The following is a 26594-nucleotide window of genomic DNA, read 5'->3' on the forward strand; positions in this document are numbered from 1 at the left end:
TTTTGCAAAGGTAGCTAAATTGGTCGCCCAAATAGCACCTAGAAATGTAAACGGTAATTAGGTGCCTAAAAGTATTAATTTTACCAAAATTAACAGACCGCAAATGGGAGTAGAACTCATCTTCAAGTATTTTACGACACTCACCGATGCCCAAAAGGCACATTTTGAGGCTTTGGAGGGGCTTTATCAAGATTGGAACAAGAAGATTAACGTAGTGTCCAGAAAAGATATTGATGAACTGTATTTGCGCCATGTGCTTCATTCTCTGGGGATTACCAAAATTCAAGAATTCAATCCAGGAGCAAATCTATTGGATGTAGGTACCGGTGGTGGTTTTCCGGGCATCCCCCTGGCAATACTATTTCCCGAAGTCCAATTTACCCTAGTTGATGCCATTGGGAAAAAAATAAGGGTGGTGCAGGAGGTTGTGGACGGGCTTCAACTACAAAATGTGAAAGCCATCCATACCCGGGTTGAGGACTTGGACCAACAATTTGACTTTATTGTAAGTAGGGCGGTTGCCGCTATGCCTACTTTTGTTCGGTGGACAAAGGGTAAAATCAAAAAACAAAGCTTGCATTCCCGGAAAAATGGTATTCTTTACCTAAAAGGTGGGGATTTAACGGAAGAGCTTAAAGGATACAGCAAGGTAGAGGTCTTTGATCTGAATCAATTTTTTTCCGAAGCTTTTTTTGAGACCAAGAAGGTGGTATATCTACCACAAAAGTACGGGGGTACTTCCTAAATGCTTAACATGCGGTTGTATGTTAACCTGCATTTTTTGGAGTAGGTCTTGAAATGTTGATACATATCTCCCAACCGAATGGTCATCAATTTGCTCCATGTGAGTATTCGCGCTATCATATTTCGATGGAATTTAAATTAAAGCTAGAAATATTACTTTTATTTTACAATTAGTTAACGTTAAATTTACATTTAAATTGCCTTTTTCTTCACTTTTACTTGCTGACCATCACTTTTTTCGTTTCCGAGGAACCATCTGAATAATGAATGGATATAAAATACAATCCGTTTTGTTCTCCTGAAAGATCAACATGATTTAAACCCTCGTCATTCTTCTTCGATTGGATAATCATGCCGTAGGTATTACTTATTTCAACTTGAACAATTTTTAAATTTTTCCGCATCGATTGAACTGTAAAATGGTTTTTGCTTGGATTGGGAAACACGATGGATTTGGAGTTTTGGCCTCCGTTGGCTTTCCCGCAATCCAACAGAAAGCTCTTGCATTTTTTTGTGCAATCCGTGCCATCTTCGAAGGTTATTTTTGCGCAAATGGCAAGATAATAGTTGGTCCAATCTCCTTGGGGATAATAAATGGAAGCGCTATTGCCCTTGGTTTCAATAGTTCCAGAATGTCCTGCCAAGGCCCAGGTCCATTCAACATAGTCGATTTTTTCCAGGTTCTCAATAGTGACCATGCCTGTTGCACATAGACCATTTCCGGCTTCGTTGGAGAATTTTATGTCTTCTACTGATGGGCAATTTCCAGATGAACCTGGGTTACCACCGCCTTCGCTGCCACCCTCCCCAATCATTCCATTATCACACATAAAGGTTTCACAGGCTACCATGCAATTGCCGTTCAAAAAGCGGACCACCCTTATATTGAAATTTCCCATGTTACAGCTAACGGTAATCTGCTTTGTGGTATTGGAGCCCACAATCACGCCACCACCACTACATATTTCCCAATAATAGGCTTGTGCACTGGCAGCACTAAAGACCCCCTCTCCCTTATAGGTTATGCTATTTGTGGTATCTGTACAGTCTGGGCATTGACTAAAACCATTGAAATTCCAAAAGAAATAGGCTAGAACAAGGGCTAGTTTTATTTTCATGGCATGGATGTTTTGACTAACAAAGTATCCATGGAGCCGATAAAACGTACCTATGATCTGACGGTTGCCCCTTTTCAGTTAACGTATGGGGTATTTTGAATAAAAAAGGCCACTATGATCATAGCGGCCTGGCTTCGGATTGTACCCATAAGCGGTGGTAAAAATCAGATTTAACGGGGCTTATAGCTTTTTATAGATTCTCCCATTATGCGTTAGGGAATATCCAATAATTTGGTTGGCATTGTTTCTTTTAAAATAGATGGGTTCACTGCTGGCATCAGAGAAAAAGTCTGCATTTTCATGGTACACCGGGTAACTATTGTTGTTGATGTTCGCTTCCAGATTCCCTTTTTCCAAATTGAGCTTAAGCGTCAACTCGGCCCCATTTTCATATTCGTACAGGCCCTCAAATTCCTTCAGAAAACTTGGGTTGGATTGGGAATAGGGGTTATTTCCAGCCAGAATAAGTCCATCCCCGGGTTTCCAATTGTCGTACTCCATGTAATAGGCAACACGTTTTGCCGCGTTTATCCCTTGCAGCTTTGCCACGAGGTGTAAAGCACCGTCAATTCCAGCGGAAATCCCTGCTGTAGTAATAACCTCCCCGTTATCCACAAAACGTACGTCTCTGCGTACATCTATTTTGGGGTAGTTGGATTCAAGGTTGTCCAAGGCACTGTGAAAGGTGGTAGCAGTTTTTCCATTCAAAATTCCCGCCGCTGCCAACACAAAGGCACCCGTACACACGGAAAAATGGTATTGGGTTTTTTCCTGTTTTTTGATCCAATTAATTACATCCTTGTTCTGTGAGGCGGCCCCTGAATTTCCACCAAAAAAAGCCAAGATATCAGCATTGGGGGCGTTGGCTATGCTATAATCGGGCGTAACCTTCAAAACCCCTTGTGAAATGATGGTTTCCTGTGAAGCTGAAACGGTAAACACTTTGTACCCTGCGTATACAAAAACCTCCATAGGGCCTGCAAAATCCAGCACCTCCACACCATCCTGGAGATAGAAGGCAATGGTTTTGGAGAGATCTTCCCGAATCAAAACCATATTGCAGTGGGTGCAAACTCCGGGGGCATCGTGTTTCGCGGTGTCACACGAGCTGTTACAAGGCGGACAAATGTACTTAGAGGGCGGAATCTGGGTGTTTTGGGATATACCGTTAAAAATCATTACAAGAAATGCTATGATAAAAATGGACTGTTTCATTGTTCTTTGTTTGATGATGGGGCAAAACTACCTTGATTCTTAGGTCAGGGAAAGGACAACTATACGCAGTATTGGGACATTTAGTCCTGCCACTCCGAGGGAAGGGAATGTGTATGCTTTTTAAATAGTGACCTTAGTTGATTACTGCTTTGAAGTCCACAAGCAGAGGATACGACACTCACTTTTGAGCCACCCGAAAGCAATTGTATGGCCCTTTCCACCCTTAACTTTTCCAAATAGCTCCCCACAGTGATACCGGTAACTTTTTTGAACAAACGGGTGAGGTTTCTGGGGCTCATGTGGACCTGGCTTGCCAAGGTTTCAATCTTGATTTTTTTAGCAAGATTCTGGGCCAAAAGATCCTGTACCTGATGAATACGGTTATCCAAATGGTTCCGGTATTTTAGAAACACGCTCAACTGGGGGTCATTGTCGGTTCTACGTAGATAAATAACCACTGCTTTGGCAATTTTTGTTGCAAAAACAGGACCATAAAGTTCCTCCAATAAAAACAGGGCCAAATCTATTCCTGAGGAAACCCCTGCGCTGGAATAAATGTTTCCATCTTTCACGATCAGACGGTCAAAAAGTAATTTGGCTTTGGGGAAGCGGTTTTGGAAGTCCTCCATATACTTCCAGTGGGTGGTACATTTTTTTCCGTCAAAAAGACCAGCAAAGGCCACTATGTAAGCTCCCGTACAAACCGAACAAATCCGTGCCCCGTTGGTGTGCTGTTGCTTTAACCATTGGATAAATTCATGGTTTTTGGAGGCATATCCTATTTCACTGAACATCCATCCTTCCAGACCAGGGACAAAGAGCAGGTCGTTCGGTCCTAGCTGGAAATTGGCATAGGGTTTTAGTCCCCCCAGGGATACACCAGCACATGTAATTTCCTCTTGCGTAGTGGACATGCTCAAACAATGGGTTGTTATAGCTGCGCCGTACAGCGTGGCCTCGTAAAACAAGTGGGCAGGTCCCGCAAAATCCAAAAGTTGTACCTCTGGGGGGATTAGGAAAAAAGCTCGGTATTGTCTTGAGTCCTGCATCTGGGTTTAATATATAAAAATAGCCGCTATTCAACTAGGTGAGAATAGCGGCCTTGTTATGGTTTTAGAACAGGTCTACCCCAAAAACGGATATCTATAATCCTCTGGGGTAACAAAGGTCTCCTTGATCAATCGAGGAGAGACCCAGCGTAACAGGTTTTGTGCAGACCCAGCCTTGTCGTTGGTTCCAGAAGCTCTGGCCCCCCCGAAAGGTTGTTGGCCAACAACGGCTCCCGTAGGTTTGTCGTTGATGTAGAAGTTACCAGCGCAATTTTGCAGTGCTTTGGTAGCTTCATCAATGGCATATCGGTCTGTGGACAACACAGCACCGGTCAGGGCGTATTCCGAAGTGCCATCGACCAATTTCAAGGTTTTGGCCCAATCTGCATCCTCATAGATGTACACTGTCACAACAGGTCCAAAAAGCTCGGTACACATGGTGGTGTATTTTGGGTCTTCGGTCAAAATTACCGTAGGTTCCACAAAATACCCTACGGACTTGTCATAACTACCCCCAGCAACGATTTCTGCATTTTTGTCCGCTTTTGCCTGATCAATGTATTTGGCCAATTTGTCAAAGGATCCCTCATGGATCACGGCAGTGATAAAATTGCTCATGTCTGCAGGTGAACCAGGCTTGTTAAAGGAAGCGATATCCGTTTTTACCAAATCCAAAATTTCGTCCGCAGTGGATTTGGGAAGATAAACTCTTGAAGCTGCACTACATTTTTGTCCTTGAAATTCGAATGCACCTCTAACGATTGCCGTAGCCACTTGCGCAGGTTTAGCCGATGGGTGTGCAATGATAAAGTCCTTTCCTCCAGTTTCGCCAACAATTCTTGGGTAGGTTTTATAGGTGTGGATATTATTTCCAATCTGCTTCCACAATTCCTTGAAAACAAAGGTCGATCCGGTAAAATGAAGGCCAGAGAAATCAGCATGGGAAAGTACGGTTTCGGTGACCATAATTGGGTCTCCCATGACCATATTGATCACCCCGTCCGGCAAGCCGGCTTCCTTGAAGACATCCATGATCACTTTTGCTGAAAATACCTGACTGTCGCTTGGTTTCCAGAGCACCACATTCCCCATCATTGCAGCACTAGCAGGTAGGTTACCCGCGATGGCCGTAAAATTGAATGGGGTAATGGCGTATACAAAACCTTCCAAAGGCCTGTATTCAACACGGTTCCAGATACCATCGGCCGACTCTGGTTGCTCGGAATAGATCTGCGACATATATTCCACGTTAAAACGTAGGAAGTCGATAAACTCACATGCTGCATCAATCTCAGCTTGATGTATGGTCTTGGATTGTGCCATCATGGTGGCAGCATTTATTTTTGCACGGTAAGGTCCCGCAACAAGTTCGGCTGCCTTCAAAAAGATAGCGGCCCTTTGCTCCCAGGTAAGGTTAGCCCAACTATCTCGAGCCTCCAACCCATTTGCAATGGCCTTTTCTACATGCTTTTTGTCTGCGGTATGGTAGGTGCCTACCACATGTCCGTGTTCATGCGGGGGCGACATGGTTTGGGTGTTCCCCGTCCTGATTTCTTCAGCACCTATATATAAAGGGACATCAACTTTTCCGTTGTAATAGGCATCATACTGTTGAAGCACTTCTTCTCTCTCCGGAGTGCCAGGAGCATAACTTTTAATAGGTTCGTTATAAGCAGTTGGAACCTGAAAAAAACCTTTTCCCATAGTGGTGATTTTACGTGTTTAAAATTCCACCAAAAGTACGAAAGAAAACAGGATTATTGGATTAATAATTATTGATTATTTGTTTTGGAATTTAGGTATTTTATATATCCGTTCACAGAATGCAAAGCTTCATTTACTAATTTAATTCCCGGTGCAATCTCTGTCTGTGTTACCTTGTTTTTATCGAGACAGATAATAAGGTCATCTTTAATTTCGAATAAGGAACCTCTACTGATTCGGCAGAATTGGATATTTTCTTTGAAGTGAAATCTTCCGAAACCCTCGGCTATGTTTCGAGTAGTGGAGCGTGCAGCTCTTCTCAGGTTCTGAACCATGTCAAAATCTTTGTTGTCGATTTTGTCGTTTAGAAATTTTTCAACCCAGATTCTAACCCTTCTGCACTTCTGCCAGCATTCCAATTCTTCAAAGGAATTATAGCTGGGCATTTTCAACAAGATTTGGGACCATTAAAAATCAAAAATTTATAATCGATAATCAGTTAATTGCAAAAGGTGCTGCAAATTTGAAGGTGGGAACGTCCACTTCGAACTCCTCTGTAGAGGTGAAGTTTACCATGTGGTAGTACCCGCGCATGGCCCCGATGGGAGAGGCTAAAAGACAACCGGAGCTATAGGTATGTGATTTGCCTGGTTTAATCACGGGTTTTTTACCTACAACACCTTCACCGTCCACGGTTTCCATCTCTTTTAAGGCGTCAAAAATATCCCAATGTCTGGCCGTTAACTGTACGGCATCCTTGCTTTGGTTTTCTATGGTGATGGTGTAGCCAAAGGCATAGTGCATCTTGTAGTTCTTAAAGAACGTGCCTTCGAAAGAAGTTTTAACCGATACTTTTATGCCTTTTGTAATCTGAGTGAACATAGTTTAATATGTAAAGACGCTTCCTGTTAATAATACCATCAGCACAAATAATGCCAGAAAGGTAAAAATGGTGTTCAGAAAGAGGTATTTCAAAATTGTTTTAATCCTACCCTGACCATAAAATCTTCTCATGGACTTGTACAGGTAAAATCCAAATATCAATATAAATATACCTGCACTGGCCGTGCCGAAAATAGTATCTATTATCAGGCTAAGGATGAGCAAGATAAATAATAATGACTGGTTGTGGAAACTAAAGATCAGATGATCGGTGTAGGTGTATTTTTTTCTGATGTACACCATCCAAATGAAAACCGTGAACAGTGGAAGAAAGAAGAAAACTACAAATGGCAACTTGGATAAAGTGGTATTTAAGAATGTTCCTGGCTCCTTTATAACCCTTAAAATACTATCGGTTGAATTATACGCCATTCTGTTGGAAGTGAAATTCCCAACACCATATTTATTTTGCGCTTCTTGGAAGCTAGTTAAGGTATCGTGCTTTATCATGTTGGAAAAGAATTCCATTTTGGAAGCAAACCCGCTAAAGCCCGAACCGTTTTTGATGCCTTCGAAGTAATTCCTTGGGTCGGCAAGCATCAAGGAGTCCTTTTTTGCTTCATTTTGGACATACTTTCCACTAAAAACACCCAAGGAATCCAGATATTGAATTTGCTCTGAAGCAGGAACGTCGCTCATTCCCAATGAATCCATTGTGGAAAGGGCTTTTTCGGTTTGTTCCCGAATTATGGTGCTATCTGTACTTATGGTCGCATCGCCCATATTAAAGGAAACTGCCCCTGATCCATTGATGTTGGGATTAAGTTTCTCCGCGGCTTTGTCCAAGCTCGAGAAGTTATCGTTGTAGCCTACCATAAGGAGGTACAAAAAGGCTAGGCTCAACAAAAAACGAAACGGATTGGTATAGGAAATGCGTTTTCCTTCAACATAATGTTTTGTGATCGTGCCAGGTTTAAGCAACATGGCATACAGTGTTTTCAGGAGCTTGGAATCGTAATTGATCAGGCTGGAAAAAAATTCATCCCAAAAGTCTCGGAGCACTAACTTTTTGGTGCTATTGGCCTGGGAACAATTGGGGCAATACTTGTCGCTAATGTCCAAAGGATGGCCACAGTTTAAGCATTCGGTTCCCCTAAACTTAAGTTCGTACCTGCCCTTGGAGATTACACTTGGTTTGTTGCCCATGCCTTCGGTTTTGGGCTAAGATACTTAATTGCTGATTGTTCTGGAATTTACCGAACCAATGCCAATAATGCTGTCGAAAAGCTCTCCAAAATTTCGGTAATACACGAGGATGAGGTAGTTGTTTTCCGTGAAGTGGAAATTGCCGCCAACGTGATTGAGGTCGACAACTCCGTCTGCGCGTTCCACTACATATTTATAGTTGTAAAAACCTTGTTTCATGGAGAGTGTCGCTTCCATTTTTCCATTGTCCTCGTTGAAGGTCATTAAATTTTCCTCTTCCAGGGAGTAATTGTTGAATTTTCCAAAAATGTAAACCTTGTCCAATCCTATTTCGTTGGTATAAGGAAGGCTAAAATGTACCTTGGAGTATTCCGCTTCCCTAGATACATCCTCGCCCTGCAATGTATGAATCACAAAATCCCCATTAATGTCCGGAAAATAGGTGTACGGCTGATCATGCCTGTAATGGTTGGTAAAAAGATAGTGATGGTATAGATCCTTAAACTCGATTTTGGAAATGGCAAAGGTCGGCGACCTTAAATCCTTGGTGTCAAAATTGAGGAATTCATTCCCGCCGTAGAAACTGGTTTCCTGATCGTATTTGTACACCAGTTCCGTTCCCAATGTAAATTGTGGCTGCACATTGTTCAATGCGGTGGGCCAAAAGTGATTTTGAATAACCGCCACCTTTACTTCTTTTTTGGGATTTACCACAGGGAAACCAGCAGTATTGATCCTAAATTGAATTACTTGCTTTTCATTCAAAAAGTTAAAGTCGCGGGAGCGCTTTACAGTGCCACCTACCCCTACCAAATCCTTGTAAACCAAAAACCGGCGCGAAAACTGAAGCTCTCCATGCATATTGTAAATTTCGAGAAGATAATTCCCGCTGACCCTTAACCCCACATTTTGGTTTGGGATGGTAAGCTTATAATTGGAATAGGGCTGCAGGGTGGTATAACTGTTTTCGTAATCGATGATACGCTGATTGTCCATTCCCACCAAATACTGGGATTTCAAAAGCTGGGAAGGTGTCCAATCGTAATCGCAATGCACAATTTTATAATAATAATCCTGTTCGCTGGCCGTAAGGTCATCAAATTCCAAGGTCATGGATTCGCCAAGTTGGATAATTGGGAATTGGTCTTCGGTTGGCCCCTTAAAAATCACGGTTTTTATGTGGGATGGAGGGTTGACCTCCTCTTGAACTTGGGCATACAACCCCGAAACCATCAGGAAAAGGAAAAATTGTTTGATCAATAAGCGCATGTAGGGCCTAAATTTTGGATAAAGGTAAACAAAAACTGTGCCCAGCAAATTTCACTCGATGTAATCCCATTTTTATGGTCAATAATTATGAAAACTATGCTTTTAGTGCTAAATTTGCCCCGATTTTTGATAACACTAAGGTCTACAACAATATGTCTAAAGACATCCGGATTAACAAAGGGTTGGACATCAACCTTGTCGGGGCAGCAGAACAGACTACTTCCAAAGCCGTTTTAAGCAACGTATACGCCCTAAACCTAGACGATTTTCACGGAATAACCCCAAAAATGTTGGTCAAGCAAGGTGCTGAGGTCAAAGCAGGGGAGCCAATTTTTTACAATAAAAGCCGCGAGGACATGCAATTTGTATCTCCAGTAAGCGGTGAATTGGTCGAAATTGTCCGTGGAGCCAGAAGAAGAATTTTGACCCTCAAAATCTTGGCCGACAAGTCCCAAGAATATGTGGAGCACAAAACATTGGATTTGGCCAATTCAGATGCTGATAGCATCAGGGAATTTTTTCTAAAATCCGGTGCATGGCCATTTATTAAGCAACGTCCGTACGACATTATTGCAAACCCGGATGCAACGCCCAAGGCCATTTTTGTGTCGGGTTACACCACGGCCCCATTGGCTGCAGCATCGGATTATGTGTTGCAGGGCAAGGAAGCGGAGCTTCAGGCAGCAATTACAGCCTTAGGAAAACTGACTCCGGGTGCCGTACATGTTTCCGTGGGTAAATCTGGAAATTCACCTTTGGCCCAGTTGGATGGGGTTACCGTCCACAATATATCGGGGCCACACCCAGCAGGTTTGGTCGGAACCCAAATCAACAAAATTGACCCCATTAATAAAGGAGAAGTGGCCTGGACCATTGCACCCCAGGATTTGATCATTATTGGGGAGCTGTTATTAACCGGAAAGTTCAATGCCGAAAGAACCGTCGCCCTTGCCGGGTCGATTGTAAAGGCACCAAAATACTACACCACAAAGATTGGAGCGGAAATTTCCACTTTCCTCTACGCCAGTGGGGTGCACCAAGATAAATATCGATTGATCAATGGCGATGTGTTAACGGGTAGCCGAACACATCCGGAGGGATATCTTGGATTTTATAACAATACAGTAACCGCTATTCCAGAAGGGGACGATTATGAGTTCTTTGGTTGGAACAAGCCGGTTTTTAACAAGGTGTCTACCACTAGGGCGCTGACCTTCTCTTGGTTACAGCCCAAAAAGAAATACGATCTAAATACCAATACCAATGGTGAGCACAGGGCTTTTGTGGTCACCGGGCAATATGAGCAGGTTTTTCCCTTGGATATTTTTCCGCTTCAGTTATTAAAGGCTTGTATGGTAAAGGATTTGGATGAAATGGAGCAATTGGGACTTTACGAAGTGGCTCCGGAGGATTTTGCTTTAACAGAGTTCATTTGTATCTCCAAGCAACCCCACCAGCAAATCATTAGGGAAGGATTAGATCTATTACATCAAGAAATCGGATAAAAATGGGATTGAAAGAAAAGTTACATACGTTCAGAGTAAAAAATCAGGACAAAAAGTGGTTTCCTGTTTTTAGCGGTTTTCACACCTTTTTATTTACACCCAACGAAACCACCAAGCATGGTACCCATGTTAAAGGGGCAGACGATTTGAAGCGTACCATGAACACCGTGGTCATGTCTTTGATTCCCTGTTTGATTTTTGGGATGTTCAATACAGGATACCAACATTATTTGGCGCTAGGCGAGATAGATGCCGTTACTGGAGGTTTCTTCGGTTCTGGTTTTTGGACTTGGGATAATTTCATCTTGGGATTCTGGAAGATTCTTCCCTTGGTCATTGTTTCCTATGCAGTAGGTTTGGCCGTTGAGTTCGTCTTCTGTGTAATAAAAGGACACGAGATCGAGGAAGGTTATTTGGTAACTGGAATGTTGGTGCCATTGATCGTTCCTGTAGATTTACCACTTTGGATGCTGGCCGTAGCCGTTGTCTTTGGAGTGGTCATTGGAAAAGAAGTATTTGGAGGAACCGGGATGAACATTCTTAATCCTGCCTTGACCATTCGGGCCTTCTTGTTCTTTGCCTATCCTACCTGGATGAGTGGGGACAAGGTATGGGTGCACGGCGCTGTGGACAGCACAGGGACAGCAGATGCCATATCAGGAGAAACCGTTCTTGGATATTTGGCGCAGGGTAATACCACCGATTTAGCTCAAAAATACGACCTGGCGGACATGTTCTACGGATTTATTCCGGGGTCCATTGGGGAAACTTCAACCATCTTGATTTTGTTGGGAGGTTTGTTCCTGATCTTCTCCAAAATAGCTTCTTGGAGAATCATGCTGAGCGCCGTAATCGGTTCCTTGGTAATGGGATTGATCTTTAACGGAATTGTTGCTGCGGAATGGATTCCCGAATACAGCAAGTTCTATAGCCTAATGAGCTTTGAATACTGGCAACACCTATTGGTAGGTGGATTGGCCTTTGGTATTGTCTTTATGGCAACCGACCCCGTTACGGGAGCACAGACCAATCGCGGTAAGTGGGTCTATGGATTCCTTATCGGATTTATGTCGGTTATGATCAGGGTTTTCAACCCAGGATACCCAGAGGGTGTATTCTTGGCGATCCTATTGATGAACGTATTTGCCCCAACCATTGATCACTATGTGATCAGGGGCAATGTTAAAAGAAGATTGAAACGCTTGAAAAACGCTACCATCTATCCCAAAGTAACAGAAGGAGCGGAAGCACTAAAAACGGAAACAGTATAGTTATGGCAATGAATACGGAGAAAAACTCGTACACTGTAATTTTTGCGGCCGTAATGGTGGTCATTGTGGGTTCCCTTTTGGCCTTTTTGGCTTCGGGATTGCGACCCAGAATTGATGAGAACGAGCGTTTTGAAAAGCAACAGAACATCCTTTACGCCATGGGCGTGAACCAGAATGAGGATGAGGGCAGTGTTAATTTCATTCCAACCGATATTGTGGAGGAAGAGTTTGCCAAATACATCAAAAAGCAATATGTGGTTCTTGGTACAGAAACCCAAGAGAGGGAAGAGGCTTACCTTATCGACATGAAGAAGCAATTGAACATCATCAAAAATGGTGATGAAGCAGAGCTGCCTTTGTTCATTGGAGAAAAGGATGGGAAAGAATATTATATTATCCCGATGTATGGAAAAGGACTTTGGGACGCCATCTGGGGCTTTATCTCCTTGGACAAGGATATGTTGGTCCAAGGGGTGGTTTTCGACCATAAGGGCGAGACCCCTGGATTGGGAGCCAACATCAAGCTTCGTTACTTTATGGATGACTTTACTGGGGAATCCGTACTGGACGGTAGCCGAATTTCAGGAATTTCAGTTGTAAAGGGGAACAACGACCCCTTGAATAACAACAAGGAGGACAATGAAGTGGATGCTTTGGCAGGGGCTACGATCACAGGGAACGGTGTAACCGCCATGATCAAAGAAACCCTCAAGCTATACAAACCTTATTTAGAAACTATCAGAAGCAATTAATATGGCGCTACTATCAAAAAAAGATGCAAATCTAATTTTAGACCCGCTAGCGGACAATAACCCTATCACCATTCAGGTATTGGGTATCTGTTCTGCGTTGGCGATCACCGCCGAGCTTAAGGCTTCTGTGGTTATGGCCCTATCGGTACTGTTTGTATTGGGTGTGGGCAACGTTGTCATTTCCCTACTACGAAATGTAATTCCATCCAAGATCAGGATCATCGTCCAACTGATTGTGGTCGCTACCTTGGTAATTGTGGTGGATCAGGTACTGAAGGCCTTTGCCTATGAATTGAGCAAGACTTTGGCAGTATTTGTGGGATTGATCATTACCAACTGTATCATCATGGGACGTTTTGAGGCTTTTGCCTTGGGGAACGGACCTTGGAAATCGTTCTTGGACGGAATTGGTAACGCCCTGGGTTATGGGGTTATTTTGATAATTGTAGGCTTCTTCCGAGAACTTTTGGGTTCAGGAACCTTATTTGGAATTCCCGTTTTGGGAGACCCGATCAGGAAAACAGGATTGTACGCCACAGGTTACGAGAACAATGGATTCATGATCATTCCCCCGGCAGCTTTGATCGTTGTGGGAATCATTATTTGGGTACAGCGTTCCAGAAATAAAGCATTAATTGAAGAAGCGTAAATAGGAGATTATGTTAGAGCATTTAGAACTGTTTTTTAAGTCCATCTTCATTGATAATATGGTATTCGCGGTCTTTTTGGGAATGTGTTCCTACTTGGCCGTATCCAAAAAAGTATCAACAGCAGTTGGTTTGGGAGCCGCGGTTATTTTCGTATTGGCAGTGACCGTACCCCTTAACTGGTTGTTGGATCAATATTTGCTTCGTGATGGAGCCTTGGTTTGGTTGGGACCGGAGTATGCGGATTATAACCTGAGTTTCCTTTCCTTTATCCTGTTTATCGCTACCATTGCCACCATGGTTCAGTTGGTAGAGATTGTGGTGGAAAAATTCTCTCCAGCCCTATATAACTCCTTGGGTATTTTCTTGCCATTGATTGCGGTAAACTGTGCCATCTTGGGGGGGTCACTTTTTATGCAGGCTAGGGAAATTCCAAGTTTGGGATTGGCATTTAACTATGGTGTAAGCTCAGGAATCGGTTGGTTCTTGGCTATTTTGGCCATTGCTGCCATCCGTGAAAAAATTAGATACTCCAATGTTCCAGCACCCTTGCGTGGATTGGGCATCACCTTTATCATTACAGGATTGATGGGCATTGGCTTCCAGAGTTTTGGGGGAATGTTGACGGGGGATAACGAGCCGCCCGAAGAAGGGGAAAATACTACTGTGGAGTCCATTGAGGAAAAACAAATTAATAAGGAGATTGAAGCCGAAGAAAAAGCAGTTTCCTATAACGATGTTGTAAACAAATAAGCATGATTTTAGCCACAAGTACAGGAGGTACGATTCTAATTACCGTTGTAGCGTTTCTAATTTTGTTGTTGCTTTTGGTGGCCCTGTTATTGTTCACCAAAGAAAAACTATCCCCTTCAGGGCCTGTTACCATTACCATTAATGGTGAAAAGGAGATTGAAGTGCCCTCGGGAAGTTCCTTGCTTTCCACCCTAGGAAATCAAAAGGTGTTTTTGCCATCCGCTTGTGGTGGAGGTGGAACCTGTATCCAATGTGAGTGCCATGTACATGCCGGTGGTGGGGAGGCCCTTCCTACGGAAACTCCACACTTTTCCAAAAAGGAATTGAATGCTGGGGCAAGATTGGCTTGTCAGGTGAAAGTAAAGCAGGACATGGAAATTTCCATTCCCGAAGAAGTCTTTGGTATCAAAAAATGGGATGCAAAAGTGGTTCGAAACTATAATGTGGCCTCTTTTATTAAGGAATTTGTAGTTGAAATCCCTGAGGAAATGAACTACAAGGCCGGGGGTTATATCCAAATTGAGATTCCACCATGTGAGGTAAAATATGCTGATATTGATATCACGGCCCACCCAGAAGAACACGAGACTCCGGATAAGTTTCAGGAAGAGTGGGACAAATTCAATTTGTGGCCTTTGGTAATGAAAAACCCGGAGACGGTTGAGCGTGCCTATTCCATGGCCTCTTACCCTGCAGAGGGACGTGAGATCATGTTGAACGTGCGTATCGCAACTCCACCATGGGACCGTTCCAAAAATGGATGGATGGATGTGAACCCTGGAGTTGCCTCATCTTATATTTTTGGTTTGAAACCGGGTGACCCAGTGACCATTTCAGGTCCTTTTGGTGAATTCTTCATCAACGAATCTGAGGCAGAAATGCTGTATGTAGGGGGTGGAGCAGGAATGGCACCGATGCGTTCACACTTGTACCATCTATTCAAGACTTTGAAGACCAACAGAAAAGTGACTTACTGGTATGGTGGTCGTTCCAAAAGAGAATTGTTCTACTTGGAGCACTTTAGGGAATTGGAGCGTAGTTTCCCCAATTTCAAGTTCTACATGGCCCTTTCGGAGCCTTTGGAAGAGGATAACTGGAAGGTCAAAAAAGATATCAACGACGAAGAGGGTGATGGTTTTGTCGGATTCATCCATAATTGTGTTATCGACAATTACCTGAACCATCATGATGCACCTGAAGATATTGAATTGTATTTCTGTGGCCCACCTTTGATGAACAAGGCTGTTCAAAAAATGGGCGAGGATTTCGGAATTCCGGATGAGAACATCCGATTCGATGACTTTGGAGGATAATCATTGATGAAATAAAATCACCTCGAGCTGTCGAGCTGAGCGAAGTCGAAGCAGCATCGAGAGGTAAATATAACCGAACCGATGCGTTAAGCATCGGTTTTTTTATGGAAGAACAAAGGGAACTTACGGAACAAGAACTGCACAATCTTGCTATGAACATTGTCGGTAGGCAATTGGAAGCTGATGGCTTTGAGTTTATGGCCATCAATAGTAAACCCAAGAAAAATCCGCAGTACGTCTGTTTAAGGGAAAAGGTGCTTCATTTTATTGTGGTGCGAAATGTGGATTATCCCAATAACCCTTCGGAATATGATCAGGAATTGATGCAAAAGGTAAAGGACCATGCGGATAAGTTTGAGGCGAAAACCTATTATGCGGGAGTAGGCCTGTTCAATGCCGAAGATCAAAATTTGCCCTTATATTTGAATGAAGAATACATTGTGGACTATCGAGGATTAAAAGAAATTTGATTATGAAGAATGTATTTGGTTTTCTGCTATTGCTGATTTTGGTTGGATGTGTGTCTGAACCTCTTATTAAAAACCAAAATACCGGTAATGCCTTGGGTACTACTTATTCCATAATTTATCTTGCGGAGGATCAATTGGACTACCAACAGGAGATAGATTCGGTTTTTCGGGTGGTGAACCAATCGCTTTCCACCTATATCCCTACTTCGGATATTTCTAGGATTAATGAGGGGGATTCAACCGTTTCCGTAGACCACATGTTTAAGGAGGTATTTAGCACGTCCACTCGTGTATATGAAGCTTCCAATGGCTATTTTGATCCCACCGTAGGTGTGTTGGCCAATGCATGGGGATTTGGCCCTGGAGAACAACTAGAGTTGGATAGTTTAAAGGTGGACAGCCTACTTTCCTATGTGGGGTGGAATAAGGTGCAACTGAATGGGGATGGGACCATTTCCAAATCCCATCCAGCAATCCGGTTTGATTTTAACGCAGTGGCGAAAGGGTATGCCATAGATCGTTTGGGCGCCTTGTTGGATGAAAAGGGAATTGAAAACTATTTGGTCGAAGTAGGGGGCGAGATCCTGGCCAAAGGCCAAAATCGTATTTCAGGAAAACAGTGGTCCGTGGGTATCGATGATCCCCAGGTAGAGGTTGGACGGCAGTTGAAATTGATCGTGTCGCTCGAAAATAGGGCAATGGCTTCCTCAGGAAACTATAGAAAGTTTCGAATTGATGAAAGTACGGGTAAAAAGTATGTTCATACCATAGATCCAAAGACGGGGTATACCAAAAATTCAAGCGTGCTTGCAACTAGTGTTGTGGCCGATACCTGTGCGGAGGCCGATGCCTATGCAACGGCATTCATGGCCATGGATTTGGAAGCTTCCAAAAGCTTGCTGGAAAGTCAAGATGGTTTAGAGGCTTATATCATCTTTTTGGATGAAAATGGAGACACCCAAGAGTTTGCTACAGCTGGATTCACACAATTGATCAAAAATTAAGGTTTTACGACCCAGGGAATAATCTCACCCTTGGCGAGTCGGTATTTCTCCACCTCCCCTTGGGAAAGACTATTGGTAAAATCCACTTCTTCAACCTTAAAGCCAATGCTCCTTAGTTTATCAAAATAATCCCTTCCGTAGATGCGGACATGGTCGTATTGCCCAAAAATTTGGGCCCTTTCTCTTTTATCCGTTATGGAATCGTCTTCGAAGGTTTTATCCCGACTTAGGTCCTGGGGAATTTGGAATATACCCCAACCGCCTGGTTTTAGCACCCGAAACAGTTCTTGCATAGCTTTGGTGTCATCGGGAATGTGTTCCAGTACATGGTTGCACAAAATCACATCAAAACTGTCGTTGGAGAAGGGAAGGTTGCAGATATCCGCCTTTACATCTGCTAAAGGGGAGTTTAAATCTGTAGTAGTGTAATCGATGTTATCGAGCTTATTAAAACGTTTATGAAAGGCTTGCTCAGGGGCAAAATGAAGTAATTTTAAGGGTTTGCTGAAAAAGTCCGTTTTGTTCTTTAGGAATATCCATAACAGTCTGTGACGTTCCAACGATAGGGTAGAGGGGGAAAGTACATTCTCCCTAGGATTTTCATAGCCATAGGGAAGGAATTTCCTAAAACTTCTGCCGTCAATGGGATCGGTATAGGTGTTTCCTCTTAAAAAAAGTGCGATAAGCGGTCGCACCCAATAGCTCAATTTAATGAGCCAAGGCCTTGGGATAAGGTTGAGAAAAAACTTAAAGACTTTTGACAAACGACTATTTTGATTCTAATGGCGCTCCAGAAACTTTCATTCTAGTTAATTGGAGAAATTCGTGTCAAACTTAATGCTATTGGACACGAATTTCACGAATTTTCACGAATAATTAAAGTACAACTCGCCGGTAGATTAAACTATCCTCGCCAAAGTTGACCAATAATCCAAGTTTCATTTTGGAAACAGCTAAATAATTCAAAGTCTGTTTTACATGGCTTTGGGTCAATGCTTGGATGGCTTTAATTTCAAGGATTATCTTGTTGTCAACCACAAAATCTGCGTAATATTGATGGCGAAGCAATTTTCCTTTATAATCGATGTGGTACTTGACTTCCCGTTTGTAGGGTACGCCATTTTCGTTTAATTCAATTTCGAGTGCGTCACCATAAACTTTTTCGCTAAATCCCTTACCCAGTTCATTGTGGACATCCATGCAAAGGCCAATAACAAAGTAGGATTCGTGTTTGTAAATCAAACTCATATTGGTTATTAGATTTGGGAGGTTTCCAATTCGTATCAAAGTTTAAAAACTGAACGAATTGTACGGATTAAATCTAATGAATTTGATTTAATAAGGAAAAAAGTCGGAAATAAGTATAAGGTGTTCGTGCTAAATAACGGCACTTTTTCGGAACTCTTCTTCTTCGTCTGAAGTGATACCAAGCGCATCATAGATGTACTTGAATGTTGACAATAGCTCAGGCTTACCATCGATCAAGGCCACATCGTGTTCAAAGTGGGCGCTAGGTTTTCCATCCGCTGTAAGAATGGTCCAGCCGTCCTTTAGTTGTTTTATTCTTCGGGTACCCATATTGATCATGGGCTCTATGGCTACCACCATTCCATTGACAAATTTCTTGCCCCTTCCACGTTTGCCATAATTGGGCATCTGTGGGTCTTCATGTAGCTCTGTGCCCAAACCATGTCCTACCAGTTCTCGAACCACACCATAACCATGACTTTCGCAATAATTTTGAATGGCATAACCTACATCGCCTACCCGATTACCTTCTTTGAACTGGCGTATACCCACATAGAGGGATTCCTTGGTGACTTTGAGCAGCTTTTTGGTGTCTTCGTCCACTTCACCAACTTCAAAGGTGTAAGCATGATCCCCGTAATAACCATTTTTGAATGCACCGCAATCCACAGAAATTACGTCCCCTTGTTGTAAAGGGTCATTGTTGGGAATACCATGCACCACCTGGGCGTTTGGGCTCCAATTAAGGGTGTTGGGAAAATCGTACATGCCCAAAAATCCGGGTTCCGCGCCTTGTTCTCGAATGAATTCCTCGGCCATTTTATCCAGTTGCAACGGATTTGCTCCTGGCTTGATTTCTGATGCCAACATACCCAAGGTTTTGGAAACCACAAGAGCACTTTCGCGCATCAACTCTATTTCCTCTGCAGTCTTGATTTTTACCATGGGTGCAAAGATAATCGGAAATCGATAAATTGAGGGTATCGACCTAAATTAGAGAAGGTTTCAAATCAAAGTAAGGATTCTTGGGTCATCAAATCCGGCTTCGGGATTCCGATAAGTTCCAGAATAGTGGGTGCAATATCCCCAAGTACACCGTCTTTGATTTCTTTGAGTTCCTTATCCACCAAAATCAAAGGAACGGGATTGGTGGTGTGAGCGGTATTGGGACTTCCATCAGGATTTACCATGGTGTCGCAATTCCCGTGATCTGCAATTACGATGGAAGTATACCCATTTTCCAATCCTGTGGTAACTACATCCTTGGCGCATTCATCCACAGTTTCACATGCTTTTATAGCCGCCTCCATAATTCCGGTATGCCCGACCATATCTGGATTTGCAAAATTCAAGCAAACAAAATCGGCATCTCCTTTTTTCAGCTCCGGAACAATGGCATCCCGAATGTCATAAGCACTCATTTCCGGCTGTAGATCATAGGTTGCTACTTTGGGCGAGGGGCATAGAATTCGGTTTTCCCCTTCAAAAGGCTCTTCCCTGCCACCGTTGAAAAAGAATGTCACGTGTGGATACTTCTCGGTTTCAGCTATCCGGATTTGGTTTTTGCCATGATTGGCCAGTACTTCCCCAAGCGTGTCCTTGATATTCTCCTTGTCATACACCACTTTGATACCATTGAAGGAGTCATCATAGTTGGTTAGGGTAACATAATAAAGGTCCAGTTTATGCATATTGTGCTCTTGGAAATCCTCCTGGCTCAATACTTGGGTAAGCTCACGTCCGCGGTCTGTCCTAAAGTTGAAAAATATGATTACATCGCCCTCCGAAATCTTTGCAATTGGGTTTTGATTGGAATCCGTTAGCACTAATGGCTTGATAAACTCATCCGTAACCCCATCCTCATAACTCTTTTGCATGGCAGCAGAAATATCTTGGATTTTCTCGCCCTCGTTGTTGACCATCACCTCATAGGCCAATTTTACACGCTCCCATCTTTTATCACGGTCCATGGCATAATATCGTCCAATTACCGAGGCCAGCGCAGCATTTTTATCCGAGCAAAATTGATTAAGGTCTTCTAGGAAACCCTTGCCACTTTTGGGATCAACATCCCGTCCGTCCATAAAGGCATGGATATAGGAATTGGATACTCCGCTTTGATCTGCAGCTTGAATCAGGGCCTTTAAGTGATCAATATGGCTATGGACCCCGCCATCACTTACCAAACCAAGAAAGTGAACGGGTTTATTATGGGATTTGGCATAAGCGAATGCTTCTGAAAGCACTTTTTCATCCTTTAAGGTATCCTCGGCAACTGCCTTGTTGATTTTGGCCAAATCTTGGTACACTATCCTTCCAGCACCCAGATTCATATGGCCGACCTCACTGTTTCCCATCTGTCCTTCAGGGAGCCCCACATTCATTCCATCTGTAAGAAGATTTGAGTTGGCGTATTTGGTGTAAAGGGAGTCGATAAAGGGGGTGTTGGCGTGTTCGATAGCTGAAACTTTGGGGTCTGGCGACTTTCCCCATCCGTCCAAAATCATTAGGATTACCTTCTTGTCCATGCTGTTTGATTAAGCATCAAAAATAGAATGAAATGACTGGATGCCCTAGTCTTTTTCAAGTTTTCTACCTGTTCATTTGTTAATTAATTATGTTAAAAAATCCGGCATTGTTAAAGTTTAGTTATTTAAGTGTTAATCCTGTAACATTTGCTTCTTTGGACAGTCTATTTTTATATTAATTATTTCATTAATCAAAAATCATTCATCATGAAAAAAACAATCCTAAGCGTAGCTGCGGCCTGTATGGTCATGGTTGCGGGCGTAAGCGCCAACGAAACCAACAATGAAATTGTAAATCCATTAAACACTTCGGTGATTACTGCAGAGATCAGCTCTTTTTGCAAGGCAATTGTAAAAGGAGACGTGGAAACTGTAAAGAAACTTATCGAATTGGGAGAAGATGTGAACCAAAAATCTTTGGGTTTGGCTCCGATTCATTTCGCGGCCCGTTACAACAAAACCGAAATTTTGGAGGTGCTCATCGCCAATGGCGCTAATGTGAAGAAGAAGTGTGATAAGGGATATACGGCAAAGAAGTATGCCGAACTTTCCAACGCCACCGAGGCCTTGGAAATTCTGAAATTAGCTATGAAGAAATAAGATAGGAGTTTATTCATCCAAAAAAGGCCCATCCAAACGGATGGGCCTTTTTGCTCATTTACCTATAGTGTCCTGTAAAAGAGTAAAATTTTTAAAAATCGAATCCTGTAAGTATCCTGTACATAAATGCATAGAAGGCCATGGCCAACAATATGCCGCAAAAAATGGTGTAGCCTTTTAGAAAAAGGACCACATAACTAGGTTTACAATCGTTGAATGCCTCAAGATACAGTTGCTTAAAATGTAATAGTGTTCCCATATGTCCTCTTGTTTAATAGCACAAATGGGGTTAAGAAGGTTTATTTGATTTGGGTTGTACAAAGGTATTCAAATCATGGGAATACCCTTTTTTTATCGATAAAGGTGACGAATCTATCGACCTGAATATTTTTCTATGGCCTCTTTTATTTTTTCAATACGGTTTTCTGGGTCAGGATGCGTGCTTTGGAATTCAGGAACCCTATTGGGTCCTGCCGCTGATTTCAATATTTGCATGACCTTGATCATCTCATTGGGGTCGTAACCCGATTGAATCATAAAGAGAACGCCCAACTCATCACTTTCCAATTCGTCTCCCCTTCCATTCTTCAATAGTGTATTCTGACCAATACTGCCAACCACATTCCCCATATCAGCGCCTACTGTTGCACCCATGGTCAGGGTTTGCCAAAAACTACTTTCAGCAATTCGCTCTGCAGAATGTCGTCCAATAACATGCGCAATTTCATGTCCCAATACTCCAGCTAACTGCGCCTCGTTCAATTTGGAGAATAGTGCGTAGGTGATAAAACATTGCCCACCGGGAAGTGCAAAGGCGTTGATGGTACGATCATCAGCCAACAAATGGAAATCATACTCATAAGGGGTTTCCCTGGCGATGCTATTTTCTACCAGTCTTTTCCCAACAGCATCCACAAAAGCTTGCATTCTTTGGTCAGGGTAAAGTCCCCCGTGTTGTTGCGCCATTTCCGGTGCACTTTGAAGTCCAATGGCAATCTCTTGGTCTGGTGTCATGTTAATATTCTGAACCCGCCCCGTATAGGGATTCTCCTGTTTGTTGTTACAACGTTGTACAAAGGCAAAGGCCACAATGGCCAATCCGATAAGGATCCGGATTTTCCAACTTCCTCTTCTCATGGTGTTAGTGTTCTAGGCCTATCAAGGTACAAAAAATCGCTTATAACAACTTTTGGTTGATGTCCAAAATATTATCTTGGATATAGGTGCGTAGAAAACTGGAGGTAAAGTGTTCGCAACCTAAAAAATCTTCATTCTGAAGCATTTTGATAACGTTGATTTTTCGATATGCCGTAAGCATGGGGATGGAAATCGGGGCATAGCTATAGTGCCAAGGTTCGTACTTGAACCCCCTTCTTTTGGGTTCATCTGTATAGACGAGGTAAAAACCAAACTTCTCCGAGTTTTCGTCCAACCATTTCTTAAACGCTTCAAAAGGGCCGCCGGCTTCAAACTTTTCAGGAACCAAAACGTCGCCCGATGTTTTAACATTGCCATCTATAATGTCGATATCGGTTCCCCAGTGATGTCTACTGGTGCCGGGTATGGTGGAATATTCTATGATTTTCTCAATGGCATCAAAGGGTTCCATTCCGTCATCCTCTGTAAACCTCATAAATTTTCGTTCCCAAATACCTTCCTGTCTGTAAAAGTCCCTGAAGCTGGAGACCATTTGTATTTTAAAACCATTTTGATTAGCTGCCTTTTTCATGGCTACGAATGCTTCATAGGCTGCTTGGCGTAAATTGATTCCCTCGCCATAAAGGTCGATATCCGCTTTCCCAATTAGCTCATCGAATGTGTATTCCTCTGCGATATTTCCAATTGGAAGTAGGGGAGGAAAGGCGCAGGCCATTCCCGTAATTGAAGCTTTTTTGATAAAGTTCCTTCGTTTCATGCAATCGATTTGTTGACCAAGTTAAGAAGTATTTTTAAATCGAAAAGTGTGCCCAAGGAGTCTATTGGGAGATATAGAGATACCCTTGATATTTTTCTCGAGTATCCGCAACGGTGAGTACGTAAAAATAGATACCGGCAGAAAGCCCGGAACCTCGGCTGATCACACCATTCCGATTGGATTTTCCATTAAACTCGTTGGCGTAATTGGGCTTGGAGTATACCAATACCCCATAGCGATTATAGATATTGAGTACATTATTGGGTACGTTTTGTATGCCATCAATTAGAAGATAGTCGTTGATGCCGTCATTGTTGGGCGTCATAAAATAATTGTCCAATTCCAAAACTGTGAATGGCTCCAAAAGGTCGTCGGTTCCTCCTATGGTTATGATTTCATAATCGTTCGGGGTAAAAATTTCGGAGGTTATGCTTCCTGTTTGAAGATTTCCAGAGGTGGCCGTATTGCCCAACCTTTCCCATTGATTTTGCACTTTATTCCATCCAACAACCAGTAAATTCTCAACTGTTTCGACCATAAGGCCCACAGCACTGTTGGTGTCCCATGTTAGGTTCACCACCGAAGGTTGATTGCTTTCCAACCGCCAGAATTCCAATCCGCTGATTTGCAGATCTTCGCTTGCCGTGTTATCAGTAGGAAATTGTTGACCTAAAGTTTCTGAATTGTTGGGGTCTTCCGGAAAATATGCGCATTTGGCCAAGTCGTTTGTAGCGTTGGAGTTTAGGGTAAGGAATCTTAACCTTTCTCCATCACCTACAGGAAATGTAATGGTCTCTTTATTAGCCGCTCCTGCATATCCATTGATGTGGGTTAAGTCCCCAGTGCCCGTATAAAAGGACATATCCATAAAATTCAGATAACTGGCGGATGAGAGCTTGGGTGTTAATACATCACCAACGATAAAATTGGCATTTCCCGTAATCCCCATCCATGTTTCAAGCAGAAGGCCGTTGTCTGTAACAATCTCAATATCCTGGAAAATGGGATTGGAAGAACCCGAGACCGTAAGTACTTGGTTACTATAAAAGCCGGTCAATCCTGAATTGTTATCGAATATTCCATCATTAATGACATCCAAATGGAACCCTACAGATGAGTTGCCGTGAAATCGCAGATTTCCAAAATTATGGAAAGCATCTTGGCAAAATACCAGGACAGGTACTAAGCAAAATAAGATTGTATAATGTACTTTCAAATGTTTCATATTCTTTGGCACCAAAATAAATCTGTTTGGGTAGATTTATAGATCTAATATGGTAAACATAAATTCGGAATTGAAACGACTACGGTTTCCGCCTCCATTGTCATTATCACCAATAATAACTTCAAAACTGGAACTTGTTTGCGCTCTATAAGATATTCCAGGGTCATCGGCCCCAGCTCCATCCCTACTGGGTTGAGCCAATTGAATGATGTAGTTGCCATCAGCCACCAAGCCTACTGGTAAGTTGACTCTGTAGTAACCATTTCCAGTTAGTTTGGTTACGGTAATACCTGTAGTGGCCCGAGTAACAGTTCCATTTGCAGCAATTTTTCCAAAAGCTTTGATAGGACTCTCGTAGTACGCCCCGCCATTTGCTCCCACTGTGATACTATTATCGGTCTCGGCCCCAACTACGTTCGCAGTTTGGTTAGCGGCTGCTTCATTGGTATAAGTGATAACGCCGGTTGTGGTATTTTGGGATAAGGTGGTAACGGTATCGTCGTCTCCATCCGCAATATCAGCTGGAATGTTGGAAAGAGATGACCAATCCCCATCAAAATCATCGGTCACATCGGTGTCGAGGTTCGGGAACTCGTTGTTGACGGCCGTTGCCACCTGGGCATCGGTCAGTTGTGTATCGTTGTCGATGTCATCGGCAAAGCCGGCAGGTACATTGTTAAGTGAGCTCCACTCCCCATCAAAATCGTCGGTGGAATCTGTATCAAGATTGGCAGGCACGTCCGTTAGGTCATTAAAGCTACCGGAGAAGTCATCGGTCACATCGGTGTCGAGGTTCGGGAACTCGTTATTGACGGCCGTTGCCACCTGTGCATCGGTCAGCTGTGTATCGTTGTCGATGTCATCGGCAAATCCGGCAGGTACATTGTTCAGTGATAACCATTCCCCATCAAAATCGTCGGTGGAATCCGTATCAAGGTTTGCGGGCACATCCGTTAGGTCGTTGAAACTGCCACTGAAATCATCTGTTGAGTCGGTATCAAGGTTGGCAGGCACATCCGTAAGGTCGTTGAAGCTGCCGGAAAAGTCATCGGTCACATCGGTGTCGAGGTTGGGGAACTCGTTGTTGACGGCCGTTGCCACCTGTGCATCTGTCAGCTGTGTATCGTTGTCGATGTCATCGGCGAATCCCGCAGGTACATTGTTCAAAGAACTCCACTCCCCATCAAAATCGTCCGTGGAATCGGTATCGAGGTTGGCAGGCACATCCGTAAGGTCGTTGAAGCTACCGGAAAAGTCATCGGTCACATCGGTATCGAGGTTGGGGAACTCGTTGTTGACCGCCGTTGCCACCTGTGCATCGGTCAGCTGTGTATCGTTGTCGATGTCGTCAGCAAACCCGGCCGGCACATTGTTCAAGGAAGACCACTCCCCATCAAAATCGTCCGTGGAATCGGTATCAAGGTTTGCAGGCACGTCGGTCAGGTCGTTGAAGCTACCGGAGAAGTCATCGGTCACATCGGTATCGAGGTTGGGGAACTCGTTGTTGACGGCCGTTGCCACCTGTGCATCGGTCAGCTGTGTATCGTTGTCGATGTCGTCAGCAAAGCCGGCAGGTACATTGTTCAAAGAACTCCACTCGCCATCAAAATCGTCCGTGGAATCGGTATCAAGGTTGGCCGGAACATCCGTTAGGTCGTTGAAACTTCCACTGAAATCATCAGTTGAGTCCGTATCCAAGTTGGCCGGTACGCCGGTAAGGTCGTTAAAGCTACCGGAAAAGTCATCGGTCACATCGATGTCCAGGTTCGGAAACTCGTTGTTGACGGCCGTTGCCACCTGTGCATCGGTCAGCTGTGTATCGTTGTCGATGTCATCGGCAAATCCGGCCGGTACATTGTTCAAAGAACTCCACTCCCCATCAAAATCATCAGTTGAATCCGTATCGAGGTTGGGGAACTCATTGTTGACGGCAGTTGCCACCTGTGCATCTGTCAGCTGGGTATCGTTGTCGATATCATCGGCAAAGCCGGCAGGTACATTGTTCAAAGAGCTCCACTCCCCATCAAAATCATCGGTCACATCGGTATCGAGGTTCGGGAACTCGTTGTTGACGGCCGTGGCCACCTGTGCGTCGGTCAGCTGTGTATCGTTGTCGATATCATCGGCAAAGCCGGCGGGCACATTGTTAAGTGAGGACCACTCCCCGTCAAAATCA

27 protein-coding genes are annotated in these 26594 nt (G+C 43.4%); 10 read left to right on the forward strand and 17 right to left on the reverse strand.

Translation table 11 applies throughout. The features are described 5' to 3' along the window. Positions 1 to 103 precede the first annotated feature (103 nt). Complete coding sequence (rsmG, locus tag M3P07_RS17410; protein ID WP_249971207.1) at positions 104 to 745, forward strand: 16S rRNA (guanine(527)-N(7))-methyltransferase RsmG; 642 nt, start codon at positions 104 to 106, stop codon at positions 743 to 745. Between the two features lie 214 nt (positions 746 to 959). Here rsmG and M3P07_RS17415 read toward each other — a convergent pair whose 3' ends face one another. The 8 genes from M3P07_RS17415 to M3P07_RS17450 form a co-directional block, all read right to left on the reverse strand. Beyond that, positions 960 to 1862, reverse strand: coding sequence for a T9SS type A sorting domain-containing protein (locus M3P07_RS17415; RefSeq protein WP_249971208.1), 903 nt, complete (start codon positions 1860 to 1862; stop codon positions 960 to 962). Between the two features lie 180 nt (positions 1863 to 2042). Continuing rightward, positions 2043 to 3077 carry a DJ-1/PfpI family protein gene (locus M3P07_RS17420; protein WP_249971209.1) on the reverse strand — a complete coding sequence of 345 codons (1035 nt, stop codon included), beginning with the start codon at positions 3075 to 3077 and terminating at the stop codon, positions 2043 to 2045. An 80-nt stretch (positions 3078 to 3157) separates the two neighbouring features. Continuing rightward, positions 3158 to 4126 (reverse strand): GlxA family transcriptional regulator, encoded by a 969-nt coding sequence (locus M3P07_RS17425; protein ID WP_249971210.1) that lies wholly within the window; start codon positions 4124 to 4126, stop codon positions 3158 to 3160. A 75-nt stretch (positions 4127 to 4201) separates the two neighbouring features. Further along, complete coding sequence (gene pruA, locus M3P07_RS17430) at positions 4202 to 5830, reverse strand: L-glutamate gamma-semialdehyde dehydrogenase (RefSeq protein WP_249971211.1); 1629 nt, start codon at positions 5828 to 5830, stop codon at positions 4202 to 4204. A 68-nt stretch (positions 5831 to 5898) separates the two neighbouring features. Beyond that, positions 5899 to 6276 (reverse strand): four helix bundle protein, encoded by a 378-nt coding sequence (locus M3P07_RS17435; protein WP_249971212.1) that lies wholly within the window; start codon positions 6274 to 6276, stop codon positions 5899 to 5901. A 49-nt stretch (positions 6277 to 6325) separates the two neighbouring features. Continuing rightward, a complete protein-coding gene (apaG, locus tag M3P07_RS17440; RefSeq protein WP_249971213.1) occupies positions 6326 to 6712 on the reverse strand; it encodes a Co2+/Mg2+ efflux protein ApaG in 387 nt (128 codons plus the stop codon). A 3-nt stretch (positions 6713 to 6715) separates the two neighbouring features. Continuing rightward, positions 6716 to 7918: a DUF3667 domain-containing protein gene (locus M3P07_RS17445; protein ID WP_249971214.1), complete on the reverse strand. Its 1203-nt coding sequence runs from the start codon at positions 7916 to 7918 to the stop codon at positions 6716 to 6718. A gap of 24 nt (positions 7919 to 7942) precedes the next feature. Further along, positions 7943 to 9187, reverse strand: a complete 1245-nt coding sequence (locus tag M3P07_RS17450; RefSeq protein WP_249971215.1) for a type IX secretion system plug protein — start codon at positions 9185 to 9187, stop codon at positions 7943 to 7945. Positions 9188 to 9339: 152 nt separating this feature from the next. Here M3P07_RS17450 and M3P07_RS17455 point away from each other — a divergent pair, with 152 nt between their 5' ends. The 8 genes from M3P07_RS17455 (at position 9340) to M3P07_RS17490 (ending at position 16902) form a co-directional block, all read left to right on the forward strand. Then, entirely contained in the window at positions 9340 to 10692 is a 1353-nt protein-coding gene (locus M3P07_RS17455) for a Na(+)-translocating NADH-quinone reductase subunit A (protein WP_249971234.1), read from the forward strand. Positions 10693 to 10694: 2 nt separating this feature from the next. After that, complete coding sequence (locus M3P07_RS17460) at positions 10695 to 11963, forward strand: NADH:ubiquinone reductase (Na(+)-transporting) subunit B (protein WP_249971216.1); 1269 nt, start codon at positions 10695 to 10697, stop codon at positions 11961 to 11963. A gap of 2 nt (positions 11964 to 11965) precedes the next feature. Next, complete coding sequence (locus M3P07_RS17465) at positions 11966 to 12715, forward strand: Na(+)-translocating NADH-quinone reductase subunit C (protein WP_249971217.1); 750 nt, start codon at positions 11966 to 11968, stop codon at positions 12713 to 12715. A gap of 1 nt (position 12716) precedes the next feature. Next, the gene (locus M3P07_RS17470) at positions 12717 to 13364 is read left to right on the forward strand and encodes an NADH:ubiquinone reductase (Na(+)-transporting) subunit D (protein ID WP_249971218.1); all 648 of its coding nucleotides are present in this window, start codon (positions 12717 to 12719) and stop codon (positions 13362 to 13364) included. 10 nt (positions 13365 to 13374) lie between these two features. Further along, entirely contained in the window at positions 13375 to 14115 is a 741-nt protein-coding gene (gene nqrE / locus M3P07_RS17475; RefSeq protein ID WP_249971219.1) for an NADH:ubiquinone reductase (Na(+)-transporting) subunit E, read from the forward strand. A gap of 2 nt (positions 14116 to 14117) precedes the next feature. Next, positions 14118 to 15428, forward strand: coding sequence for an NADH:ubiquinone reductase (Na(+)-transporting) subunit F (nqrF, locus tag M3P07_RS17480; protein ID WP_249971220.1), 1311 nt, complete (start codon positions 14118 to 14120; stop codon positions 15426 to 15428). A gap of 104 nt (positions 15429 to 15532) precedes the next feature. After that, positions 15533 to 15898, forward strand: coding sequence for a Na(+)-translocating NADH-quinone reductase subunit F (locus tag M3P07_RS17485; protein WP_249971221.1), 366 nt, complete (start codon positions 15533 to 15535; stop codon positions 15896 to 15898). A gap of 2 nt (positions 15899 to 15900) precedes the next feature. Further along, positions 15901 to 16902, forward strand: a complete 1002-nt coding sequence (locus M3P07_RS17490; protein WP_249971222.1) for an FAD:protein FMN transferase — start codon at positions 15901 to 15903, stop codon at positions 16900 to 16902. Here M3P07_RS17490 and M3P07_RS17495 read toward each other — a convergent pair. The 4 genes from M3P07_RS17495 to gpmI all read right to left on the reverse strand — a co-directional run bounded on the left by M3P07_RS17495 (position 16899) and on the right by gpmI (position 20678). After that, positions 16899 to 17666 carry a class I SAM-dependent methyltransferase gene (locus M3P07_RS17495; protein ID WP_249971223.1) on the reverse strand — a complete coding sequence of 256 codons (768 nt, stop codon included), beginning with the start codon at positions 17664 to 17666 and terminating at the stop codon, positions 16899 to 16901. The two genes, M3P07_RS17490 and M3P07_RS17495, sit on opposite strands and share 4 nt — an antisense overlap. Positions 17667 to 17778: 112 nt before the next feature. Then, entirely contained in the window at positions 17779 to 18150 is a 372-nt protein-coding gene (locus tag M3P07_RS17500; protein ID WP_249971224.1) for a GxxExxY protein, read from the reverse strand. Positions 18151 to 18279: 129 nt separating this feature from the next. Next, positions 18280 to 19095: a type I methionyl aminopeptidase gene (gene map, locus M3P07_RS17505; protein WP_249971225.1), complete on the reverse strand. Its 816-nt coding sequence runs from the start codon at positions 19093 to 19095 to the stop codon at positions 18280 to 18282. A gap of 65 nt (positions 19096 to 19160) precedes the next feature. After that, positions 19161 to 20678: a 2,3-bisphosphoglycerate-independent phosphoglycerate mutase gene (gene gpmI / locus M3P07_RS17510; protein ID WP_249971226.1), complete on the reverse strand. Its 1518-nt coding sequence runs from the start codon at positions 20676 to 20678 to the stop codon at positions 19161 to 19163. A gap of 207 nt (positions 20679 to 20885) precedes the next feature. Between gpmI and M3P07_RS17515 the strand changes: the two genes are divergently transcribed. After that, the gene (locus tag M3P07_RS17515) at positions 20886 to 21278 is read left to right on the forward strand and encodes an ankyrin repeat domain-containing protein (protein WP_249971227.1); all 393 of its coding nucleotides are present in this window, start codon (positions 20886 to 20888) and stop codon (positions 21276 to 21278) included. 91 nt (positions 21279 to 21369) lie between these two features. Here M3P07_RS17515 and M3P07_RS17520 read toward each other — a convergent pair whose 3' ends face one another. From M3P07_RS17520 to M3P07_RS17540, 5 genes are all read right to left on the reverse strand, one after another. Further along, entirely contained in the window at positions 21370 to 21537 is a 168-nt protein-coding gene (locus M3P07_RS17520) for a DUF6747 family protein (protein WP_249971228.1), read from the reverse strand. Positions 21538 to 21650: 113 nt separating this feature from the next. Then, positions 21651 to 22415, reverse strand: a complete 765-nt coding sequence (locus M3P07_RS17525; RefSeq protein WP_249971229.1) for a M48 family metalloprotease — start codon at positions 22413 to 22415, stop codon at positions 21651 to 21653. Positions 22416 to 22455: 40 nt separating this feature from the next. Further along, entirely contained in the window at positions 22456 to 23193 is a 738-nt protein-coding gene (locus M3P07_RS17530; RefSeq protein ID WP_249971230.1) for a M15 family metallopeptidase, read from the reverse strand. 61 nt (positions 23194 to 23254) lie between these two features. After that, positions 23255 to 24418, reverse strand: a complete 1164-nt coding sequence (locus M3P07_RS17535) for a gliding motility-associated C-terminal domain-containing protein (RefSeq protein ID WP_249971231.1) — start codon at positions 24416 to 24418, stop codon at positions 23255 to 23257. 36 nt (positions 24419 to 24454) lie between these two features. After that, positions 24455 to 26594: hypothetical protein (locus tag M3P07_RS17540; protein ID WP_249971232.1), on the reverse strand; the 2140-nt coding region annotated here is incomplete at its 5' end.

The sequence above is a fragment of the Flagellimonas myxillae genome (genome assembly GCF_023502235.1).
Lineage (GTDB): Bacteria > Bacteroidota > Bacteroidia > Flavobacteriales > Flavobacteriaceae > Flagellimonas > Flagellimonas myxillae.

What these genes read in the sequence shown, in the direction of transcription:
- M3P07_RS17485 (WP_249971221.1), top strand. Translation starts at nt 15,533, where the DNA reads ATGGAAGAACAAAGGGAACTTACGGAACAAGAACTGCACAATCTTGCT.
- M3P07_RS17465 (WP_249971217.1), top strand. Translation starts at nt 11,966, where the DNA reads ATGGCAATGAATACGGAGAAAAACTCGTACACTGTAATTTTTGCGGCC.
- gpmI (WP_249971226.1), bottom strand. Translation starts at nt 20,678, where the DNA reads ATGGACAAGAAGGTAATCCTAATGATTTTGGACGGATGGGGAAAGTCG.
- M3P07_RS17455 (WP_249971234.1), top strand. Translation starts at nt 9,340, where the DNA reads ATGTCTAAAGACATCCGGATTAACAAAGGGTTGGACATCAACCTTGTC.
- M3P07_RS17520 (WP_249971228.1), bottom strand. Translation starts at nt 21,537, where the DNA reads ATGGGAACACTATTACATTTTAAGCAACTGTATCTTGAGGCATTCAAC.
- M3P07_RS17450 (WP_249971215.1), bottom strand. Translation starts at nt 9,187, where the DNA reads ATGCGCTTATTGATCAAACAATTTTTCCTTTTCCTGATGGTTTCGGGG.
- M3P07_RS17530 (WP_249971230.1), bottom strand. Translation starts at nt 23,193, where the DNA reads ATGAAACGAAGGAACTTTATCAAAAAAGCTTCAATTACGGGAATGGCC.
- M3P07_RS17460 (WP_249971216.1), top strand. Translation starts at nt 10,695, where the DNA reads ATGGGATTGAAAGAAAAGTTACATACGTTCAGAGTAAAAAATCAGGAC.
- apaG (WP_249971213.1), bottom strand. Translation starts at nt 6,712, where the DNA reads ATGTTCACTCAGATTACAAAAGGCATAAAAGTATCGGTTAAAACTTCT.
- M3P07_RS17535 (WP_249971231.1), bottom strand. Translation starts at nt 24,418, where the DNA reads ATGAAACATTTGAAAGTACATTATACAATCTTATTTTGCTTAGTACCT.
- nqrF (WP_249971220.1), top strand. Translation starts at nt 14,118, where the DNA reads ATGATTTTAGCCACAAGTACAGGAGGTACGATTCTAATTACCGTTGTA.
- M3P07_RS17445 (WP_249971214.1), bottom strand. Translation starts at nt 7,918, where the DNA reads ATGGGCAACAAACCAAGTGTAATCTCCAAGGGCAGGTACGAACTTAAG.
- M3P07_RS17500 (WP_249971224.1), bottom strand. Translation starts at nt 18,150, where the DNA reads ATGAGTTTGATTTACAAACACGAATCCTACTTTGTTATTGGCCTTTGC.
- map (WP_249971225.1), bottom strand. Translation starts at nt 19,095, where the DNA reads ATGGTAAAAATCAAGACTGCAGAGGAAATAGAGTTGATGCGCGAAAGT.
- nqrE (WP_249971219.1), top strand. Translation starts at nt 13,375, where the DNA reads ATGTTAGAGCATTTAGAACTGTTTTTTAAGTCCATCTTCATTGATAAT.
- M3P07_RS17470 (WP_249971218.1), top strand. Translation starts at nt 12,717, where the DNA reads ATGGCGCTACTATCAAAAAAAGATGCAAATCTAATTTTAGACCCGCTA.
- M3P07_RS17420 (WP_249971209.1), bottom strand. Translation starts at nt 3,077, where the DNA reads ATGAAACAGTCCATTTTTATCATAGCATTTCTTGTAATGATTTTTAAC.
- M3P07_RS17415 (WP_249971208.1), bottom strand. Translation starts at nt 1,862, where the DNA reads ATGAAAATAAAACTAGCCCTTGTTCTAGCCTATTTCTTTTGGAATTTC.
- M3P07_RS17425 (WP_249971210.1), bottom strand. Translation starts at nt 4,126, where the DNA reads ATGCAGGACTCAAGACAATACCGAGCTTTTTTCCTAATCCCCCCAGAG.
- M3P07_RS17435 (WP_249971212.1), bottom strand. Translation starts at nt 6,276, where the DNA reads ATGCCCAGCTATAATTCCTTTGAAGAATTGGAATGCTGGCAGAAGTGC.
- M3P07_RS17490 (WP_249971222.1), top strand. Translation starts at nt 15,901, where the DNA reads ATGAAGAATGTATTTGGTTTTCTGCTATTGCTGATTTTGGTTGGATGT.
- rsmG (WP_249971207.1), top strand. Translation starts at nt 104, where the DNA reads ATGGGAGTAGAACTCATCTTCAAGTATTTTACGACACTCACCGATGCC.
- M3P07_RS17515 (WP_249971227.1), top strand. Translation starts at nt 20,886, where the DNA reads ATGAAAAAAACAATCCTAAGCGTAGCTGCGGCCTGTATGGTCATGGTT.
- M3P07_RS17525 (WP_249971229.1), bottom strand. Translation starts at nt 22,415, where the DNA reads ATGAGAAGAGGAAGTTGGAAAATCCGGATCCTTATCGGATTGGCCATT.
- pruA (WP_249971211.1), bottom strand. Translation starts at nt 5,830, where the DNA reads ATGGGAAAAGGTTTTTTTCAGGTTCCAACTGCTTATAACGAACCTATT.